This window comes from Streptomyces sp. NPDC050448, assembly GCF_040655295.1.
GTDB lineage: Bacteria > Actinomycetota > Actinomycetes > Streptomycetales > Streptomycetaceae > Streptomyces.
The window spans coordinates 1-20039 of record NZ_JBFAJR010000050.1; the positions used below are offsets into that span (position 1 = coordinate 1).

At 70.8% G+C, this 20039-nt stretch carries 13 protein-coding genes; 5 read left to right on the forward strand and 8 right to left on the reverse strand.

Going from position 1 to position 20039, the window contains the following annotated elements:
• Both AB0I68_RS35465 and AB0I68_RS35470 read right to left on the reverse strand, forming a co-directional pair.
• Positions 1-3401: beta-ketoacyl synthase N-terminal-like domain-containing protein (locus AB0I68_RS35465; protein WP_363181518.1), on the reverse strand; the 3401-nt coding region annotated here is incomplete at its 3' end.
• A 29-nt stretch (positions 3402-3430) separates the two neighbouring features.
• Positions 3431-4654 (reverse strand): cytochrome P450, encoded by a 1224-nt coding sequence (locus AB0I68_RS35470; RefSeq protein ID WP_363181519.1) that lies wholly within the window; start codon positions 4652-4654, stop codon positions 3431-3433.
• Between the two features lie 381 nt (positions 4655-5035).
• Between AB0I68_RS35470 and AB0I68_RS35475 the strand changes: the two genes are divergently transcribed.
• Positions 5036-6271 (forward strand): acyltransferase, encoded by a 1236-nt coding sequence (locus AB0I68_RS35475; protein WP_363181520.1) that lies wholly within the window; start codon positions 5036-5038, stop codon positions 6269-6271.
• 85 nt (positions 6272-6356) lie between these two features.
• Here the strand turns inward: AB0I68_RS35475 and AB0I68_RS35480 are convergent, their stop codons facing one another.
• From AB0I68_RS35480 to AB0I68_RS35500, 5 genes are all read right to left on the reverse strand, one after another.
• Positions 6357-7373 (reverse strand): Gfo/Idh/MocA family oxidoreductase, encoded by a 1017-nt coding sequence (locus AB0I68_RS35480; RefSeq protein WP_363181521.1) that lies wholly within the window; start codon positions 7371-7373, stop codon positions 6357-6359.
• Positions 7370-8353 carry a Gfo/Idh/MocA family oxidoreductase gene (locus tag AB0I68_RS35485; RefSeq protein ID WP_363181522.1) on the reverse strand — a complete coding sequence of 328 codons (984 nt, stop codon included), beginning with the start codon at positions 8351-8353 and terminating at the stop codon, positions 7370-7372. Before AB0I68_RS35485 ends, AB0I68_RS35480 begins: the two co-directional genes overlap by 4 nt.
• A gap of 363 nt (positions 8354-8716) precedes the next feature.
• Complete coding sequence (locus AB0I68_RS35490) at positions 8717-8914, reverse strand: ferredoxin (protein WP_363181523.1); 198 nt, start codon at positions 8912-8914, stop codon at positions 8717-8719.
• 14 nt (positions 8915-8928) lie between these two features.
• On the reverse strand, positions 8929-10125 hold the full coding sequence (locus AB0I68_RS35495) for a cytochrome P450 (RefSeq protein WP_363181524.1): 1197 nt from the start codon (positions 10123-10125) through the stop codon (positions 8929-8931).
• A gap of 207 nt (positions 10126-10332) precedes the next feature.
• Entirely contained in the window at positions 10333-10932 is a 600-nt protein-coding gene (locus tag AB0I68_RS35500) for a thymidine kinase (protein ID WP_363181525.1), read from the reverse strand.
• 551 nt (positions 10933-11483) lie between these two features.
• On the opposite strand from AB0I68_RS35500, the gene AB0I68_RS35505 reads away from it, so the two are divergent.
• Positions 11484-13532 (forward strand): DUF4157 domain-containing protein, encoded by a 2049-nt coding sequence (locus AB0I68_RS35505; protein WP_363181526.1) that lies wholly within the window; start codon positions 11484-11486, stop codon positions 13530-13532.
• 220 nt (positions 13533-13752) lie between these two features.
• Here the strand turns inward: AB0I68_RS35505 and AB0I68_RS35510 are convergent, their stop codons facing one another.
• Positions 13753-15102 carry a hydrolytic protein gene (locus AB0I68_RS35510; protein ID WP_363181527.1) on the reverse strand — a complete coding sequence of 450 codons (1350 nt, stop codon included), beginning with the start codon at positions 15100-15102 and terminating at the stop codon, positions 13753-13755.
• 168 nt (positions 15103-15270) lie between these two features.
• Between AB0I68_RS35510 and AB0I68_RS35515 the strand changes: the two genes are divergently transcribed.
• The 3 genes from AB0I68_RS35515 (at position 15271) to AB0I68_RS35525 (ending at position 19988) form a co-directional block, all read left to right on the forward strand.
• Positions 15271-15942 carry a response regulator transcription factor gene (locus tag AB0I68_RS35515; protein WP_363181528.1) on the forward strand — a complete coding sequence of 224 codons (672 nt, stop codon included), beginning with the start codon at positions 15271-15273 and terminating at the stop codon, positions 15940-15942.
• A 180-nt stretch (positions 15943-16122) separates the two neighbouring features.
• The gene (locus AB0I68_RS35520; protein ID WP_363181529.1) at positions 16123-19287 is read left to right on the forward strand and encodes a hypothetical protein; all 3165 of its coding nucleotides are present in this window, start codon (positions 16123-16125) and stop codon (positions 19285-19287) included.
• Positions 19284-19988, forward strand: a complete 705-nt coding sequence (locus AB0I68_RS35525; RefSeq protein WP_363181530.1) for a DUF4255 domain-containing protein — start codon at positions 19284-19286, stop codon at positions 19986-19988. The genes AB0I68_RS35520 and AB0I68_RS35525 overlap by 4 nt, the downstream gene beginning before the upstream one ends.
• The last annotated feature ends 51 nt before the right edge of the window (positions 19989-20039 follow it).

The following is a 20039-nucleotide window of genomic DNA, read 5'->3' on the forward strand; positions in this document are numbered from 1 at the left end:
ACCGCGCGCTCGCCCAGCACCGCACGGCCCGACACCAGCGACCCGGCCACCTCCGCCGGCGGCACCCCGCCGGAGCCCTCGACGAACGACGCAAGACGCCCGGCCTGACCCGCGAGCGAACCGGCACTCCGCGCCGACACCACCAACGGCACCACACCCGCAGGCGGCGGCGGCTCCTGCGTCTCTTCCGCGGGCGCCTCCTCGAGGATCAGGTGCGCATTCGTGCCGCTGACACCGAACGAGGACACACCGGCCCGGCGCGGCCGGCCGTTCCGCGGCCACTCCCGGGCCTCCGTCAGCAGCTCCACCGCGCCTGCAGACCAGTCGACCTGGGGGGTGGGCGCGTCCACGTGCAGGGTCGCCGGCAGCACCCCGTGCCGCAGCGCCTGCACCATCTTGATCACACCGGCCACACCGGCCGCCGCCTGCGTATGACCGATGTTCGACTTCAACGAGCCCAGCCACAAGGGCTGTTCCGCGTCCCGGCCCTGCCCGTACGTCGCCAGCAGTGCCTGCGCCTCGATCGGGTCACCCAGGGCCGTACCGGTCCCGTGGGCCTCCACCACGTCCACATCCGCCGAGACCAGCCCGGCACCGGCCAGCGCCTTGCGGATGACCCGCTGCTGCGCCGGACCGTTCGGCGCCGTCAGACCGTTCGACGCACCGTCCTGATTCACCGCACTGCCGCGCAGCACCGCCAGCACCCGGTGACCACGCTCACGCGCCACCGACAAACGCTCCAGCACCACCACACCGACGCCCTCGGCCCAGCCGGTTCCGTCGGCCGCCGACGAGAACGCCTTGCACCGCCCGTCGGCCGCCAGGGCCCGCTGCCGGGAGAACTCCACGAAGTGGTCGGGGGTCGCCATGACCGACACACCGCCGGCGAGCGCCATCGAGCACTCGCCCTGCCGCAGCGCCTGCGCCGCCAGGTGCATCGCCACCAGCGACGACGAGCACGCCGTGTCCACCGTGACCGCCGGACCCTCGAGACCCAGCACGTACGACACGCGGCCCGAGGCCACGCTCGTCGCCGAACCCGTGGTCGCGAAGCCCTCCAGCTCCGGTGCCACCGCGGCGGCGCCGGTCCCGTACCCCTGGCCGAACAGCCCGGAGAACACACCGACGTCGCTGCCCTTCAGCGAGACCGGGTCGATGCCCGCCCGCTCCAGCGCCTCCCACGAGGCCTCCAGCAGCAACCGCTGCTGCGGGTCCATCGCCAGCGCCTCACGCGGCGAGATACCGAAGAACCCCGCGTCGAACAGCCCCGCCTCGTGCAGGAACCCACCCTGATCCGTGTACGAGGTACCCGCACGCTCGGGGTCCGGGTCGAACAGGCCGTCCAGATCCCAGCCACGGTCCTCGGGGAAGGACGACAGGGCGTCCCGGCCCTCCGACACGAGCCGCCACAGGTCCTCCGGACCCGCCACGCCGCCCGGCAGACGGCACGCCATGCCCACGATCGCGAGCGGTTCATCGGGGTCGGCCGCGATGAGCGGCTCGGTCACCGGCCCGGTGATCCCGAGGACCTCGGCCCGTATGCAGCCTGCCAGCGCCACCGGAGTGGGGTGGTCGAAGACGACGGTGGTGGGCAGCGGCAGCCCGGTGCTCTCCACCAGCCGGTTGCGCAAGGCGACGATGGCCATCGAGGTGAAGCCCAGGTCGCGGAAAGCCCGGTCGGAGGGGATGGCATCCGGTCCCGGCCGCTGCTGTACGACGGCGGCCTGCGTACGGACCAGGTCTTCCAGCAGTGCCAGCTGCGCGCGCTCCTCCAGGCCGGACAGCCGGTCACGCAGGGCTGCTGCGACGGTCGCGTCGGGTCGGCTGCCCAGCAGCGCGTCGTGGTGTGCGATCGCCTCGTACCGCAGTCGGCTCGGCTGATCGGCCAGCAGGCGGCGCTTGATCTTGCCCGACGCGGTCCGCGGGATGGCGTCGACCTCGTGGACCTGCTCCGGCACCTTGTAGGAGGAGAGCAGCTCGCGGCACCGGTCGATCAGCGTCGCGGTGTCGAAGCCGGAGGGGCCGGGGACCACGTATGCGACCGGTACCTCCCCGAGCGTCTCGTGCGGTACGCCGGCCACCGCCGCGTCGGCGACGCCCTCGACGGTGCGCAGGACCGCCTCGATCTCCTCGGGGTGGATGTTCTCCCCGCCGCGGATGACGAGTTCCTTGATCCGGCCGCAGATGGTGAAGTAGCCGGCGTCGTCACGCCGGGCCAGGTCTCCGGTCCGGTACCAGCCGTCCCGCATCGCCGCGGCCGTCGCCTCCGGGCTGTTGTGGTAGCCGACCATGACGTTCGGTCCGCTGACCCACACCTCCCCCTCCTGTCCGACGGGCACGTCGAGCCCGGTGGTGGGGTTGACGATGCGGACGCCGACGCCCGGCACGGGCAGGCCGCAGGAGCCGTCGACCCGGGCGCCGTCCGGCGGGTTGATGGTGATGGCCCCGCACGTCTCGGTGCTGCCGTAGGCGTCGACCAGCGGAACGCCGAAGATCTCCTCGAAGTCGCGGCGCAGCCGGGATCCGGTGACTGCTCCGCCGACCAGGCCGATCCGCAGGTCGGGTGCGGAGAAACCATTCTGCTGGGCGGCCGTCACCAGGTGGTGGTACGTGGTGGGAACCCCGGCCAGGAACGTCGAATTGTCCTCGCGCAGTGCCCTGATCACGTCCTCCGCGGAACTGCCGTCCATGATCCGGGCCGTGGCACCGACCACGGTGACGGACAGGACGCACGCGATGTGCGAGAGGCTGTGGAACAGAGGGAGGGGCCAGAGCACCCGGTCCTGGTCCGTCAGTCCCGGAATCGGCACGTAGCAAGAGGCCACGGACCAGAGGCAGTTGCGCTGTGTCGACAGGACGCCCTTGGGCCAGCCGGTCGTCCCCGACGTGTAGAACATCCAGGCCACGTCGTCGAGGCCGAGGTCGTCCCCGGCGGCCACGGCCGGCTCGCGGATGGCGAGTTCGTCGTACGAGTGGGCTCCCGCTCCCACCGGGACGTCGCCGGTCACCAGCAGCGTGATGTCGGGCGCCACGGCCAGTGAGCGCCGGAACCTCTCCGCCTGCGCGGAGTCGGTGATGACCACCGTGGCCCCGCTGTCGGCCAGCACGTACTCCAGCTCGGCAAGGGCCGAGGCGGGGTTGAGCGGCACCCCGACGCCGCCGACGCGCACGACCGCGAGGTAACTCTCCACAGTGGAGACCGTGTTGCCGAGACAGATGGCCACCCGGTCCCCGCGCCGGACACCCAGGCCCGCCAGATGTCCGGCGAGCCGGCGCGTGCGCGCCTCAAGGTCGCCGTAGGTGACCGCTCGCCGGTCGTCTGCGAAGGCCACCTTGTGGGGGAAACGGGTCGCGTTCTCCAGGAGTGCGACGGGAAGTGGCCTGATGAGTTCGGTACGCACTGCGCCGCAAATCCTTTCAGAGAAAAGAGCTACCAGGAGACAGGCAGGCTCTTCAACGCGAAGACGGAACCCTTGAGCCGAAGCGGCACCTCGTCGAAATCGACGGCCAGCCGAAGGTCGGGGAATTCCCGGAGGAGAGCGGACAGGCCGACTCGCAGTACGACGCGTGCGAGATTCTGCCCCAGGCACTGGTGGACGCCGTAGCCGAACGACATGTGGCCTGCGGTGTCGCGCTCGATGTCGAGCTGCGCGGGGCATCCGAATTTGGCCGGGTCACGGTTGGCGGCAGGCAGGGACACCGTGACGGTGTCCCCCTTCTTGACCACTTCACCGTTGAGTTCGACATCCTCCAACGCAGTACGGAAAATCTCGTACTGGTTGATGGTGAGATAGCGCAGGAGCTCCTCCACCGCGCCGTCGAGTTTCGCCGGGTCCGCGCGGACCGCCGCCAGCTGGTCCTCGTGGTGCAGCAGCGCGAAAACGCTGACGGCCAGCGCGGGCGCCGTGGTCCCGTAGCCAGCGAACAGCAGCAGGGCGACCATGTTGCACAGCTCTTCATCGGTCAACTGACCGTCGGCGATGAGCCGGCTGAGGATGTCGTCCTCGGGCTGCTTCCGCTTTCGCTCGATGAGCTCGATGAAGAACGAGAGCGCCTGCTCGTAGACGGGCCCGACGTCCTCCATCTTGGAGTCCGGGTCGTGCATGACGGTCGGCGCGTTCGCGTACCGGTCGCGCTCCCCGTAGGGCAGGCCGATCACCTCGGACAACACCCGCAGGGCCAGCGGTTCGGCGAAGTCCTCCACCACGTCCGCAGCCGTCCCGCGCTCGCGCATCACAGCGATCTGATCGGCGACCATGGTCTCGACGCGCGACGTCATCTGGCTCGCCCGACGGCCGGTGAACTCACCCGTCAGCAGACGCCGGTACCGGGTGTGGTCGGGCGGGTCCATGTAGATGAACATCCCGGGAATCTCGGGAGAGTTCGGCGTCAGCTCTCCCCAGTGGGTCGTCGGGAAGTGACAGAACTCCATGCTGTGGCTGAACCTCGGGTCGCTGAGGACCTTGCGCGCCAACTCGTGGCTGGTGGCGATCCAGCCGACGTGACCGTCGGGGTAGACCATTCTCGCGAGCGGGCGCTCTTCACGCAGCGAATCGAATATCGCAGGAGGGTCGAACTGATGGGTCCGCGCCCAGTGCTCCTCGAAGGAAATTGCGTCGCTCATGAAATCCTTCTCACTCGAGATAATGTCCAATTCGGGAAACCGTGTCCCAAGGCGGTCCGCGAATCGTCGCAGGAAAGCATTCTTAGATCTCTCACTTCACAGTAGACGAGCCCTGACGGCACGACATCCCTCAGCCTGGTAGGGCCCGGGCGGCAACTCGGCTGGGCTTCACCTGCGGGCTCGGAATACTCCTCCGAAAGGTCTGCCGCACGCGAGCAGCCATCCCGGAAATACAGTGCATGCCGACCCGGCCTCGAGCGCCGTGCTACCAGGGCCCAGGTTCGGCTGACTAACTTCCGCTCCGAGAGCTGGAGTACGAAGCCGACGTGTCATCGGCTGTCGAGTGCCCATGCACCGGTTCACCGCGGGTCGGCCGCCCAGCAGGCCGCATCTCCGATCGAAAGGACAGCCATGCTCACGGCAGACCCAGCCGCCGCATCGACCGTCAGCAGTTCACCGCAACGCCGGGCCCCGCTGCCCTCGCTCACCGGCCTCAGGTTCGTGGCCGCCATGCTCGTGTTCCTCACCCACAGCACGATGCTCAGCAACGTCCTGAGCCGGACGCAGCCGGTCAACTTCTTCGCCGATCCCGACATCGCGAAGCCCCTGGCCGACTTCTGCGAGAAGGCCGGCGCCATCGGGGTGTCGTTCTTCTTCGTGCTCAGCGGCTTCGTGCTGACGTGGTCGGCCACGCCCGGGGACCGGGTCACGAGCTTCTGGCGGCGTCGTGCGCTGAAGATCTATCCGAACCACATCGTGACCTGGGTGCTGGCGATGGTGCTGTTCACCGCCGCCACGCCGATGCACGCCTGGCTGCCGAACCTCTTCCTGGTGCACACCTTCAGCAACGACCCGGTGGTCTTCGGCGCGCTCAACCCGGTCGCCTGGTCGCTCTGTTCGGAGCTGCTGTTCTACGCACTGTTCCCGCTGCTCATCATCCCGGTGCGCCGGATCGCGGAGCGGAGGCTATGGCTGTGGGCCGGCGGCATGGTCGCCGGCGTGATCGGCGTGGCTGCAGTGACGAAGTACGTCCGGGGCGGCCTCGACCTCGGGTACGAACTGACCCTCAACCAGTTCTGGTTCTCCTACTCGTTCCCGCCGCCGCGCCTGTTCGAGTTCGTGCTGGGCATGATCCTGGCCCGGATCGTCGCCGCGAACCTGTGGCCGCGCATCGGCCTGCTGCCTTCGGCGGCCCTCTTCGCCGGCGGGTACTGGCTCGCCAACAACGTTCCGGCCCCGTACTTCTTCAGCGCCTGCACGATCATCCCGGTTGCCATGATCATCTGCGCCGGGGCCTCGAGGGATCTCCGGGGCGCCGGCGGCTGGCTCACCAGCCGGACCATGCTGTGGCTGGGCAACATCTCCTTCGCCTTCTACATCGTCCACGGTGTGGTGATCTTCTGGGGCCGCTCAAAGCTGCTGGGAGGCCGTACCTTCGACTTCGTCCCGGCTGTCGGACTGCAGATCGCCCTGCTCCTGGCGAACGTGCTGGCCGCCTGGCTGCTGTACAGCCTGGTGGAGCAGCCGGTGATGCGCCGCTGGAGCCGCAGCAAGAAGGAGAAGCAGTCCGCACAGGATGCGCCCGAAGAGACGACGCGGAGCAGTCCCCTGGTCTCGGATTCCGTGCTGGTCCGCGAAGCCGTCTGAAAGACCCCGAACACACGAACCGCCGCCGCCTCGGGAAGGCGCCAGCCCTTGGCTGGTCGCTTCCCGAGGCGGCGGCGGGTTTCCATCAGGGCCGAACGGCCGGATCGACGGGCCGGCCACTGCGCGCCGACGCGTAGGCCGCTTGGATGATCCGCAGCGTGCGCACCCCGGCTGCACCGTCCGGGCCGGCTCCCCGTCCCGTGCCGACGGAGGCGATGAACTCGCCGAGCATCACCGCGTACAAGTCGGACCCTCCGGCTTCCCACCGTTCACCGCCCGTGGCGGAGTCGAATCCACCGAGCAGCCGCGGGCGGGCATTGAACTCCAGACTCCCCTGGTCGCCGATGAAGGTCATGCTCGGTCCACCTGCTGCCGCCTGGTTCGCCGACACGCTCCGACTGCAGTCGATGGCCGCGACCGTCCCGCTCGGATAGCGAACGGTGACGAGTGCCGCGCTCTCCACGCCCGGCTCCCCGCCGAGGACTCTGTTCGTCTGTGCGTACACCTGCTCCGCAGGCTCTCCGCCGAGCACCGCGTCCACCATGTCGAGCAGGAACGCCGCGTTGGCAGCCAGCGCTCCTTCCTCGGCCGGTTCCCGGGGCGCCCGCTCGGGGTGAGACAGGGTCGGCCCCGGGCTGTTGTACACACCGTGAAGGGTCGTCAGCCGACCGATGGCGTCACCGTCGGCAAGCGCCTTGCGCACGGCGTCGAACGCCGGACTGAAGCACGCCGGGGAGGCGAGAGTCAGCCGTACACCCGCGTCCGCGCAGGCGCGCACCATGGCCTGGGCATCCGCTTCGTCGGTCGCCATCGGCTGCTCGCACAGCACGTGTGCCCCGATCCCGGCCGCCCGCTCGACCAGTTCCCGACGGCGGGCGGTCTCGCTCGTGACCACCACGGCCTCGGGGCGCAGCGCGAAGACCTCGTCCCAGCTGCCCACGTACGTTGCGTCGAGCTGCCGGGCCACGGCCTCACCGCGAGCCGGATCGTCCGGCGAGCCGTCAGGGTCTGCGATCAGCACGTCGACGCCGGGCATGCCGTGCAACAGCCGGGCGTACGTGGCGGCGCGCTCGTGGGCGAACGACAACACAGCGACCTTCATGCGGCCCCCTTCACGGGCAGTTCCACGGCACGGCCTGTCCATGCGGACTCGGCCGCCGCCTGGGTGATGCGGACGGCGGCCAGCGCGTCCCGAGGCCCCAGACGCGGCTCGGGACCGCCCATGAATGCCTGGGCGAACTCGCGGATCTCGGAGGAGAACGGCGTCTCGCCGAAGTGCGCGAAGTTCCCGGCCTTGGCGCCGTAGCCCTGGATCTCCTGAGGCCACTCGGAGTCGTACTGCACCGTCCCGCCCGTACCCGAGACGTGGTACGTGACGCGAACGGGTGGCTGCGGCGTCGCCGTCCACCGGCTCACGATCTGGCTGAGCGCGCCACTGGCGTGGGTGAGGACGACGGTTCCGACCGCGACGGCCCCCTGGGGTGCCGGTGCGGCGATCTCGCCCTGGTACTGGGCGTGCACCCGCACGACGTCCCCGAAGATCCAATAGGCGATGTCGACTCCGTGCATCATCTGATCGGTCAGGATCCCGCCCGACTGCGCGGACGCGTGCCCGGTCCAGGGCCGCGGGTGGTAGGCGGCCACGGTGAACCGGGCGACGGCGCCGGCGCCCACGCCGCCGGCTGCCACCAGGTCGTGCAGCCGGGCATACGCGGAAACGAAACGTATGTCGTGGGCAGGGTAGAGCCGCACGCCGGCCTGCTCCGCCGCGTCGACGATCTCCTCGGCCTCTGCAGTGCTGGACGCCAACGGCTTCTCGCACACCACGTCCACACCCGCGGCAATGGCGGCCATGGCTATGGCGTGGTGGCTGCCCGTCGGGGCGCAGATGTCCACGGCATCCGCACCGTCCAGCGCCTCGTCCAGGGATCCGACGGCCTTGACGCCGAATTCGCGTGCCAAGTCCGCGGCCCGGTCGTCCGTGGAATAGATGCGAACGGACGCTCCGGCATCGACCCACGCGTCCAGATGTATACGTGCTATCAGTCCTGCGCCGATCAGCGCTACCTCAAGCTGTTGCACGGCATCCCCAGCCCTTCTTCCGTGTTGTCCTCACAGGCGGGCGCGACCAAGGGATCGGTGCTCTCCGGCCGGACTCGGGCCGGCTCGTACGCCTCCTGGCCTGTCTCCTCGAAGACGGGCTTCCGACCGCGAAGCGAGGTCCTTCGGATGGAGTGCCGATGCGGACGGCCGACGGAAGAGTCACTCCTGGCCCGGCTTACGCCGCCGCCCTGCGCGTCTGAGGTCTGATCAGTCTCGCCCGAACCGATCGTCGGGGGCATCACCAACGTGGGTAGTCTCAGCAGGTGTCGCCCCGCGTACGAGGTGATCGCCGAGCCGGAACCGCTGCGCCGGCTCGGCGTCGTGCTCCCGGACCCACCGGGGTCAGCTCACCGTCTCCGACACGGTGATGGCGCGAACGGGGCAGGCCCGGGCCGCCTCCCGCGCCAATGGGCTGTGACCGCCGTCGCCGCCCGGCAGGAGGGTGCTGAATCCGTCGTCGTCCTGGGTGAACACGTCCGGAGCGACCAGGGCGCACTGGCCCGCGCCGATGCAGACGTCCTTCTCGATGTCGATGTGCATGTCCGTCGCCCCTCTCACCAGGTCACGGGGAGTTCCACCATCCCCTGGACGGTCTGACCCAGCTTGAAGGGGATCTCGTCGGCCGGAGCGGCCAGGCGCAGCGTGGGCAGACGGTCGATGAGGGTGCCCAGAGCGATCTCCAGCTGGGCGCGGGCAAGGTTCTGGCCGAGACACTGGTGGATGCCGAAGCCGAAGCCGATGTGGTGGCGGGAGGGACGGTGCCAGTCGAGGGTGTCCGGTTCGGGGTAGGCGCTCTCGTCGCGGTTGACCACGGAGGCTGCGAAGACCAGGCCGTCGCCTGCCCGGATCGTGGTCCCGGCCACGTCGATGTCCTCGACCGCCACGCGCAGCACGGTGTCCGCGATCGACAGCACTCGCACCAGCTCCTCCACCGCGGCGGGCAGCAGCGTGGAGTCGCCTCGCAACTCGGCCAGCTGCTCGGGGTGTTGGAGCAGCGTGTAGACGCCGAGCGAGATCATGTTGGCGACCGTGTCGTGGCCGGCGCCCAGCAGGACGTGCGCAAGAGCGATCAGGCCCTCGCAGTCGAAGGAGCCCTCAGCCTCCTGGCGCTGCACGAGGTCGTCGAGCAGGCCGGTGCCGGGTTCCTTGCGCTTGCGGTCGATCAACTCGCCGAAGTACGCCTCAAGCTGGTTGAGGGCGTCCATCACATCGGTGGCCTCAGGACCGCGCACCAGCCGAAGCGACTGCGTCTCGAAGAAGTCGTGGTCGGCGTAGGGCACTCCGAGCACGGCGCACATCACCATGGAGGGCACGGGCAGCGCGAAGGCGCTCACCAGTTCCGCGGTCGACCCCTTCGCGATCATCGCGTCGATCCGCTCGTCAACGATCTCCTGGATCCGCGGGCGCAGTGCGACGGCCCGCGGGAGCGTGAACTCACCGATGATGGCGCGCCGTTGGGTCCGGTGCTCGGGGTCGTCAACGCCGAACAGCGGGAACTTGCGGTCCCCCATGTCGACGAAGTACGGCGTGAGGAAGGGGAAGCCGGGGCGGCTGGGGTCGGACGACAGGCGCTGGTCGGCCAGCAGTTCGCGGGCGACGGCGTGCCCGGTGACCGCCCAGACCTCACGGCCGTCGAAAAGGGTGATCCGCGACAGCGGCCGGGTCGCACGCAGCGAGTCGTAGGCGGCAGGCGGCCGGTAGGGGCAGGTCCGGTCCTGAGGGAAGGCGAGGGGTGCGTTCGTGTCCGTCATCGAAGACCTCGTAAATGAAGGGTGCATCTTGCAGATATTCATTAGATGACAGGCGTCTACGGAACGACGTGAAGTTCGAGTGAGGCTGGAGCTGGCCTGAAGCCTCCTTACCGCGGCACGGATCGGCCTGGCGTGACGTCGGTCGCGGTACCGAAGGCGAAGACGTCCAGTCCGTCAGCCCGCGGCTGAAGATGCCGGATCGATCGATCAGGCGTGGTTGACGGGGAGGACGTCCGGGGAGAGGGCGCCGGCCTGGGCCGCAGCCGAGGTCGTGCGGCGGCGGTGGTGGCGGCGGCACAGGACCTCGTAGCCGATCTCCCCCGCCGGGCGGTTCACGTCGCCGACCACGACCTGGGCGCCCTCGACGACCATCTCACCGTCGATCGTGCGGGCGTTGTGCGTCGCGCGGGCCCCACACCAGCACAGGGCCTCCACCTGGAGCTGCTCGATCCGGTCGGCCAGCTCGATCAGACGCTGTGAGCCCGGGAAGAGCTTCGTACGGAAGTCCGTGGTGATCGCGAAGGCGAAGACGTCCAAGCCGAGGTCGTCCACGACACGGGCCAGCTGGTCGATCTGGGCAGGGGCCAGGAACTGCGCCTCGTCCACGATCACGTAGTCGGCCTTGCCTCCCTTGGAGAGCTGCGCTACCAAGTACGCGTACAGGTCCATGCCCTCGGTCGCCTCGACCGCTTCGGTGACCAGGCCGAGGCGGGAGGAGAGCTTGCCTTCTCCCGCCCGGTCGTCACGCGTGAAGATCACGCCCTGGAGCCCGCGGGCCGACCGGTTGTGCCCGATCTGGAGCGCCAAAGTCTTCTCTCTTGAGCATCCTCCAACTCAGGTGAGGTCACTTCCATGACACTGCGTCGACCGGCGGGAGCTTCGATGCCCAGACGGCGGGATGCACAACGGCTCGGGGGGGAAATGCGCACACGCGCAGCGCCCGCAAGACCGACCAGTGCGGCAGTGCACCGAACCAACCCCCTCAAAGGCTCCTCCGTGCCCCGCCTCACCCACTCCCTGGGCCTCGGCGCCGCAGCCCTCATCGCAGCCCAGGCCGCGCTCCTGACCCTGGTGCCCACAGCGTCAGCCGGCCAGGCCGACTTCGGCGGCGGCGTGGGCGACCGGCCCGGGTTGCCCCGAACCTCGGGTACAGCGAGCATGCCGGGCGGCAGGGCCATGAACACGGCAGACGGCTTCCCGGGTGCAACGCCGTTCGGGCCTCGTGCCTACGCAGCGGGTGGTGGCGCGCGTCGGGAGCAGCGGGATGTCCCCCAGGTCTGCCCGAAGGGGCATGTCCCCAGGCGGCTTTCGCGGGTAAGCAGGTGTACGTCCCGCCGCATCCCCGAGAGGCATGCCCCATGCGTATCCCCGCCCGTGACAAGGCAGCAGCCGATGCCTCCAAGGACAGCTCCGCCCCGTCCCGGCAGGCGCGTCGGGGTGAGGACCGGGCCCCCGCCGCTCCTGCGGCGGAGACGCTGCTGGCGCTCCAGCGGTCCGTCGGCAACGCGGCGGTGACGCGCATGCTCGCGGCGGGTCACGGCGCCGGCCCCGGGCACGAGGACGCAGCGGTCCAGCGGGCGACCGCACATGACGTGCTCCGGTCGCCCGGGCGGCCGCTCGAAGGACCCCTGCGCGAGGAGATGGAGAACCGGCTCGGCGCCGACTTCTCCGACGTACGGGTCCACTCCGACCCCCTCGCGCAGAGGTCCGCGGCCGAGATCGGGGCCCGGGCGTACACCTCGGGCAGCCACGTGGTCGTCACGGACGGCGGGAAGGACAAGCACACCCTCGCCCACGAGCTCACCCATGTCATCCAGCAGCGGCAGGGGCCGGTCGCGGGGACGGACACGGGCCACGGGCTGCGGGTCAGCGACCCCGGCGACCGCTTCGAGCGGGAGGCCGAGGCCAACGCGAGTCGGGCCATGGCCGCTCCCGCACCCGCACAGCGTGCCGCCTGCGAGGAACACGGACCACACGCGCCGGTGTCCGGCGAGCGGGCCGTCGTCCAGCGCAAGGGGCCCGATGAGCTCGGTCCCTCGCTGCCGGCCGACCCGCCGCGTACCGGAGGGCTGTTGGGCCGGCTCATGGCGCGGACCCAGGAGCCGGCGGACCCGGTGGTGGCGCGGGTGCGGACGAGCATCGCCGCATACGACAGCGATCCCAACCGCGACCCCATGCACTGCATGATGGCCCTGACGGACCTCACGCTCCAGATCGCCCCGGCCGAGGACGACGCGACCGCGACCGTCAAGCCCTGGCTGTCCGCAGCGCTCAAGGTCATCAAGGACGAACTGGTGCTGGTGAACGACCAGCTCGTCCGCGACAACGAGTTCCCCGACGGGGCGCGGGAGCCGTTCGACGCGATGACCGAGAACGGCATGCTGTGGCAGCAGGAGCAGTGGGCCGACAGCGCGGCCGCGTTCCAGATGCACGGGGCCAGCTACTTCCGCGAACTGTCGGAGCTCAACCGGGCCGGGATGGCCAAGGAGATCGCCGGCGGCCAAGGTGACCGGAACTGGGCCGACGGCGTCAGGACCAAGCTGACGACCGAGCTCCAGCAGAGCGTGCTGTGCCACTACACGGCCAGGTCACGCGCCGAACAGATGCTCGACCAGGGGGAGATGAAGTCCAAGACCGAGCTACTCAGGGCGAACCCCGACGCGCCGAACAACTCGGAGGCGTACGACAAGCACGTCCTGGCCAACGAGGGCTTCGTCTTCTTCTTCCTGGAGGTGCCGGGCAGCCCGTTCCGCGAGACGCGGTTCGGCGGCGAGGAGCCGGCCCGGATCGAGATCCCCCTGACCGCGTCCCCCCTGATGAACCAGGGCTGGCTGATGCTCAGCGACTTCGCGCAGCGAGAGTACCCCACCGTGCGCGCGAAGCCCGAGGACCCGGCGCAGACGGAAGGCAAGCTGGGCACGCGCGAGGACACCTTCTCCAAGGGGTTCACCCTGCCGGTGCGCAAGTTCGACGTCGGGGCGGGGGCGGGGGCCGACGCGATGGACATGGAGAAGATCATGGAGGCGATGGCCAAGGAGCCGAACGACGACCGCAGGGGGCAGATCATGTTCGCCACGACCCAGGCGCTGTCGGACCCGCACAGCACCATGACCTACGGATCCGGTGCGCAGGAGCAGGTCCATGCGGAGCGGCTGCGGTCCAACACCCTGATGGGCCGGGACATCGTGCCGGGTCTGGTGGAGCGGGCCGTCGTGGAGATCCAGCGCCTCGGGGAGGTGAACCCGCAGCTCGCGGACAGGCTCAAGGCGATGTCCGGCGCCGATCTGATGCGATTCCTGCTCAAGGACCTGCTGCGGCCGCAGGCGATGCTGCCGAACACGGTCGACCTCAGCGCCGCCACGGTGGTCCTGGCCTCCGGCCAGCAGGTGGGAGTCCCCACGCACTGACCGGAGCTCAGGAGGGAGTCGAAATCAGGCCATCTTTGTCGCCTCGTCAACTATCACGGGGCTACCCAGGGTTCGCCGATACAGGGCTGGCGCGATGAGAACGCACGATCGGTAAGGGGACGTCCGATCGATCACCCGGAGTACCGATTTCCGGACGGTGCTGCAAAGGCCGCCTTTACCCTGGTGCACGACCTGACCGACGATGGCCATTCCGCTTGGGTCACCTGAGGTCGCTCAGCACACCGCTCACGTTGAGCACCTCGTGGCACTCCTGCGCCTGACGACCGGTGGCAGGGGTGCCCGGCTTCGCACAGGTCACCTGGACGGTCACAGTCTGGTTCTCGGTGATGCTGATGGGGGTGACCCAGTGGTAGTCCTGGTTGCGGAACGTCTCCAGCGCGATCGTCGTGATCTTGCGGTCACCGAAGCTGATGGTCACCACCCCTTCGTCGCCCTGGAAGTTGGCGACGACGATGTCCGTGATCCCGAACGTCTTGCCCGCGGGCACCGTGTAGGCACCGGTCTTGGTCTGCCCACCGCCGGTCTGCAGGTCGATGGTGGCCGAGCTCTGCTGCCCTCCGGCGCCCCCGCCGGATCCGGCTCCGGCTCCGCCTCCGGCCCTGGCTCCCGTACCGCCCGCGCCCGTCCCGGGCTGGGGGCTCTTGCCTGCGCCGCCCGGCTGGTTGGCGCCACCGGCCCCCGGGGTCTGCCCGTTCACGTCCGCACTGGGCGCCGGCCTCTTCTGGACCACCTCGTCGGCGGCCTCCTTGGCCGTGCTGCGCACGGCCGGGCGCACCAGCATGAACCAGGCGAGCAGCAGCGCGAGCAGCGCGGCCAGTACCGCGAGCAACCACGTCGGGAAGATCGGGATCTGGACGAACTCCACCTCCAGCGGGGCCCGGACGGCGTCCGGCTCCGGCCGCTCCCTGCCGTCCTCACCGTCACCGGCTTCGGCCACCTCGACGGTGAACGGCCAGGTCACCGGGGATCCGAACCACACCGGCTTGCCGGTGCGGACCCGCAGCACCACCTCGGCGGACTCCCCCGGCTCGAGCTTCAGTGTCGTGGGTCGGAAGTCGAACTTCAGCTCCTCACCCGGCTGCGCGGGCGTGAATCCGAGCCGTACGGGGGCGTTGCCCTCGTTGCGCACGGCCAGTCGATAGCGCCCGCGCAGCCAGCCGCGGCGGCGTTTGGGAGCGCTCTCTGCGCGCAGTTCCCGGAACTCCTCGATGTGCACGGTGGTCTCGGGGATCCGCACGGACTCGGGGTGCTCGGTGGGCAGCACGCGCACGGCGAGCGGCACATCGCCTGCCCGCACCTGCGACGAACGCGGCGGGGCCAGGCGGATCGTCACCGTTTCCGAGGTGCCGGGGTAGAGGGAGACGCGCTCGGGTTCCACCGTGGTCCACGCAGCGCAGTCGCCGACGACCTCCAGGCGGTACGCCTCGACGATGTCGCTGTCGTTGCGGACGGTCAGGCTGGTGGATGCGGTACCACCCGGCGTCACCGACACCGGCGGGATGTCGAGGTCGGGCGCGCCAGGGCTGGAAGAGGCTGCTGGGGATATCACACCTCGACGCTAGGGCGACGCCGCGGCCACTTCCAAGGGCGTGAGGGCAACGCTCCGGGCAGCCCCGATGCCCCTGCGGGCTGTCCTCAACTCCTCGTATGGAACCACCTGTTGATCAACCCTCCCCATCCGTATCCCCACGTACGCATCACGGAACAGGTACGACACATGCCCCAGCCTGAGAACAACGGACCCGTCTCCTCGTCCGGCGCCGCCCAACGGGTCACCGTGGCCGTGTACGCATCGGACCCGATCCTGCGCGTCGGGGTCGTCCACCAGCTGCGCCAGCGACCGGAGATCGAGCTCGTCGACGACGCCGACGCCGCCGACGCGCAGGTGTCGCTCGTGACCGTGGACAGCGTGGACGAGGAGACGGCCGCTCTGCTGCACCGGCTGCGGCACAACTCCGATACGCGCACCGGGCTCGTGGTCGGCACGTTCGAATCCGGGGACGCGCTCCAGCGCGCCATCGAATCCGGGGTCACCGCTGTGCTGCGGCGCGCCGAGGCGGACCAGGACCGGCTCCTGCGGCTGGTCCTGGCGATAGCGAACGGCGAGGGCGTGCTGCCCGGTGACCTGCTCGCGAAGCTCCTCGACCACGTCGGCAGCCTGCAGCGTTCGGCGCTCGACCCGCACGCCGTGTCCCTGTCCACCCTGACCCCTCGCGAGGCGGACATGCTGCGCCTGGTGTCGGAGGGCCTGGACACCGCGGAGATCGCGCGCAAGACCTCGTACTCCGAACGGACCGTCAAGAACGTGCTGCACGAAGTCATCACGCGGCTGCAACTGCGCAATCGCACGCATGCGGTCGGCTACGCCCTGCGCAACGGGCTGATCTGACCGTACGGCAGGGCCCGGCAGCCGGTCGTCCGGCCGGAGTGGGCCGCCCCGCCACTGCCCGAAAGCGCACCGGGTGCTTCCCCCGGGTCCGGCCCCGCGGCCCTGCCGGTCCGCACGTGCTGGGCCGCAGGGTGGCGGGGTCATACGTAGATGCTGCACCGGACGGTGAGGTGGACCCTGATGGGCACGGGTGGATCCGGCGGTCGGCAACCCCGGTGGGGGAGAGTCGGCGCGTCGCTGCTGCTGCTGATCCCCTTGTTCGCGGTGACGGCAGCCACCGGCCCCGGCGACGCCGAGGCACGAACCCTCGCGGCCGACGCCGGGGACAGCCGGGTCGCGTACGCCGGTACGCGCCACCGCAGCCTGGGCCGGGTGGCGACCGGCACGTCCAGCACCCCGCTGTTCGGCGAGGGGCCGGCGCACCAGGACCTCCAGCCCGCCGCACTGGGCGACCAGTTGGTCTTCGCCAGCCGCCGCGACGAGAAGACCCCGCAGGTCTACCTGCGGTCCGCGGACGGCTCGGTGCGCCGCCTGACCAGCGGCCTCGACGTGGCGCACCCCCGGCTGACCCCGGACGGCCGGGCGGTCGTCTTCGACTCGGCGCCGCCCGCCGGATCCGGTGGCACCCAGCGCGACCTGTGGCAGGTGCGCACCGACGGCACCCGCCTCACCCGGCTGACCGACACTCCCGCGAACGAGGAGCACCCCACGGTCTCACCGGAGGGCGGACGTCTGGCGTACTCCAGCGACGAGGACCGGGCCGCCGGACGGCAGGTCTACGTACGTCCCCTGCGGGGCGGCAGCGCCACCCGCGTCACCGATCCCGCCAACGGCACGGCCACCGAGCCGGCGTGGAACCCGGTGGACGACGCGGCGAACCGGGACGTCATCGCCTACACCGCCACCGGACCCGTCGGGCCCCGTCTGCGGTGGACCGACGGGCGCGGCGACGGGCCGCTGCTGTCGGGCGCCCAGGCGGGCTGGCGTACGTACGGGGCAGCGTGGCTGCCCGACGGGGACGGGGTGCTCTTCCTCAGCCCGGACCGCACCTGTGACTGCGAGGGCGACTGGGACCACGTCTTCCGGGTGCCCGCGCATTCGGCGGACACGCCCCAAGTGGTGCTCAGCGAGGACCGCGAGCTCGGCTCGGCCACCTGGCTCGGTCCGCTGAACGGCGGCGGCGTCGTGGTCGAGCGGACCTCGGCGGCCGGGCCGCACGTGGTGACCCTGCAGGACGCCCGGATGGACGGCTCCGACCCCCGTGACCTCGGCCTGACCATCCTCAAGGAGGACCCGGCGGCCGACACCAACACCGACCCGGCCAAGGACCCGCTGTTCCAGCCCGCCCCCGGGCACGACCCGTGGACCGAGCGGCAGAACTACACGCCCGACGGGCGCAGAATCGTGGTGACCCGCTTCGAGGACACGCCCGACGGGCGGATCGAACGGATCTGGATCGCGGATGCCGACGGGTCCCACGCGGCGCCCCTGCCGCTCGCGGGCCGCGGCCCCAAGGACTGGGACACCGACCCGACGTTCTCCCCCGACGGCAAGTCCCTCGCCTTCACGCGGACGTCGCCCGGCGGCGTCGGCGGCGCCGCGGGCCCCTCGCGCATCCTGATCGCGGACGCCGCCACCGGCGCGATCCGCGGCGAGATCACCCCGCCCGCGGGCCAGCCCCGGGGCGGCGACGCCCAGCCCACGTGGTCCTCCGACGGCACGACACTGGCCTTCACCCGCAACCTCGTGATCAACGGCGGTGGCGGCAACAAGCACATCTGGACCGTGCCCGTGGACCGCCTGGACCAGCAGCGCGACCTGAGCGCCACCGTCTGTTTCGGTGCCTGCGAAGTCATCGACGACAGCCCGGCGTTCTCACCGGACGGCGCCACCATCGCCTTCAACCGCAAGAACGGCGGCGGCCGCGTCGACGAGCGCAGCGGCATCCTGCTCGCCTCCGTAGCGGGCGGCGCGTGCCGGGTCCTGCTGCCCGACGCCGCCCGCGACGTGCCGGGGGCCTGCGGCCGGGAACTGCCCGAACCCACGGCCAAAGGACCGTTCCAGCCCCGCGACGCCGCCTGGACCGCCGACGGCAAGAGCCTGGTGCTCAGTGCCCGCGGCTCCCGCGCTCCCAACAGCCCGGAGAAGCTGAAGCTGGTGGACGTGGCCTCCGGCGCCCACAACCTGCTCGTCACCGGCCTGCCGGGCCGCCAGAAGGAACCCAGCGTGCAGCAGTCCGTGGACCTTGCGGTCCAGGCACCGGACAAGGCCGCGCCGCTCACCGTCGGCGGCACCGCCACCGTCCGGGTGGACGTCGTCAACCACGGCCCGGCGGCCTCACCCGGTACCCGGCTGACCGTCGCACCCCCGGCCGGCGTGAGCGTCACCGCGCTCACCGCGCCCGGCGCCACCTGTGACGCGGCGGCGCTGACCTGCGCCCTGGGCGTGGTGTCCCCCGGCACCACCGTGACGGTCACCGTCACCCTCACCGGCGTCACCCCCGGGGACCAGCCGGTGGACTGGTCGGTCACCGGCACCGTCCTCGACCCCCGCCCCAGCGACAACGCCGACCGGACCGTGGTGCCGGTGCGCGAAGCACCCGTACCCCCGACGCCGAGCCCCACCCCGACCCCGACCCCGACGACCCCGACCCCGACGACCCCGACACCCACGCCGCAGCCGGAGCCGCCCGCACCCCCGGCCGGCCCCGGGGTGCGCGTCACGGCGCAGCCCAACCCCGGGTACGTGGGCGGCCGCGTCGTCGTCACCTACACCGTCCGCAACGGCCGCAACGCCCTGGCCACCGGCCTGCGGCTGCGCATCGGCCTCCCCGAAGGCGTGCCCCACAACGGGCCGCCACCGGGCTGCGACCAGAGCTGGGTGTGCGCGCTGCCGGACCTGGCACCGGGCGCCCGGACCGTCCTCCAGGTCGTCCTCAGCCCCGACAAGGCGCTCACCGGCCGGGTGACCGGCAGCCTCACCACGACCGGCACCGACGCCGACCTCGGCGACAACACCGCCGAGCAGCAGCTGCGCATCCTCCAGCCGCGCATCGTCGCGGTTCCGCCGATCGGCAAGCCCGGCTTCGTCACCTCGGTACGCGGCGAGGACTTCCCGCCCGGCGCGCCGGTGCTGTTCACGTGGAAGCCGGGCATCACGACAGCGGCGGCACCGACCTTCCCCCGGCGCGACGGCACGTTCATCGGCCAGCTGCTGATCCTGGCCAAGGACCAGACCGGCCCCCGTGTCATCGTCGCGAGCGGCCCCGGCTTCTCCCCGGTGCAGACCGACTTCCTCGTGGTCAGCGGCACGGTGCAGCCGCCCGACGAACTGACCCGCCGGTGATCCACGAAGTCGACGAGGGACTGCGCCGGCTGCTGGCGGAGTCCGGTCTGGAGGCGTCGGGCGTCGAGGTGGTGTTCGACGCGCCGACGCGTGACTGGGCGGCGCGCCGCAGCGCGCCCACGGTCTGCGTGTTCCTGTACGACATCCGCGAGGACCACACCCGGCGCGGCAGCGGCGCGGGCGAGGTGTACGACGCGGACGGGTTCGTCGTCGCGCGCCGCACCCCGCCCCGCTGGTTCGAGCTGACGTACCTGGTCACCGCGTGGGCGAGCAGACCACAGGACGAGCACCGGCTGCTCTCCCAGGCACTGGCCTGCCTCGTGTCCACCGACACGCTGCCCCCGCGCCTGCTCGGTGGCACGCTCGCCGAACTCGGCCTGCTCGTGGACGTGGACGCGGGGGGCACCGGGATGGACGCACCGGCTGCCTCCGACGTGTGGTCGGCCCTGGGCGGTGAGCTGAAGCCGTCGCTGGGGCTGCGTGTGAAGGCACCCCTGGCGGGCATCAGCAGGGTCACGGCCCCGCCGGTCACCGAGGGGCTCGTCGTGCGCTCCGTGCCACAGGCCGAGCCGGACGAGAGCGAGAACGCGCGCCGGTTGCGCTACGTCGAGCTGAGCGAGCCGGGACCGGAGGGCCTCGGCGGCTCCCGGGAGCGGCCGAAGGCTCCCGCGCGCCGCCGACGAGGAGAACGGCAGCCGTGACGCACACCCTCAAGCCGGCGCCCACGCCCCCAGCCCCGACCCCGACCCCGA

What these genes read in the sequence shown, in the direction of transcription:
- AB0I68_RS35475 (WP_363181520.1), top strand. Translation starts at nt 5,036, where the DNA reads ATGCTCACGGCAGACCCAGCCGCCGCATCGACCGTCAGCAGTTCACCG.
- AB0I68_RS35480 (WP_363181521.1), bottom strand. Translation starts at nt 7,373, where the DNA reads ATGAAGGTCGCTGTGTTGTCGTTCGCCCACGAGCGCGCCGCCACGTAC.
- AB0I68_RS35490 (WP_363181523.1), bottom strand. Translation starts at nt 8,914, where the DNA reads ATGCACATCGACATCGAGAAGGACGTCTGCATCGGCGCGGGCCAGTGC.
- AB0I68_RS35495 (WP_363181524.1), bottom strand. Translation starts at nt 10,125, where the DNA reads ATGACGGACACGAACGCACCCCTCGCCTTCCCTCAGGACCGGACCTGC.
- AB0I68_RS35505 (WP_363181526.1), top strand. Translation starts at nt 11,484, where the DNA reads ATGCGTATCCCCGCCCGTGACAAGGCAGCAGCCGATGCCTCCAAGGAC.
- AB0I68_RS35515 (WP_363181528.1), top strand. Translation starts at nt 15,271, where the DNA reads ATGCCCCAGCCTGAGAACAACGGACCCGTCTCCTCGTCCGGCGCCGCC.
- AB0I68_RS35520 (WP_363181529.1), top strand. Translation starts at nt 16,123, where the DNA reads ATGGGCACGGGTGGATCCGGCGGTCGGCAACCCCGGTGGGGGAGAGTC.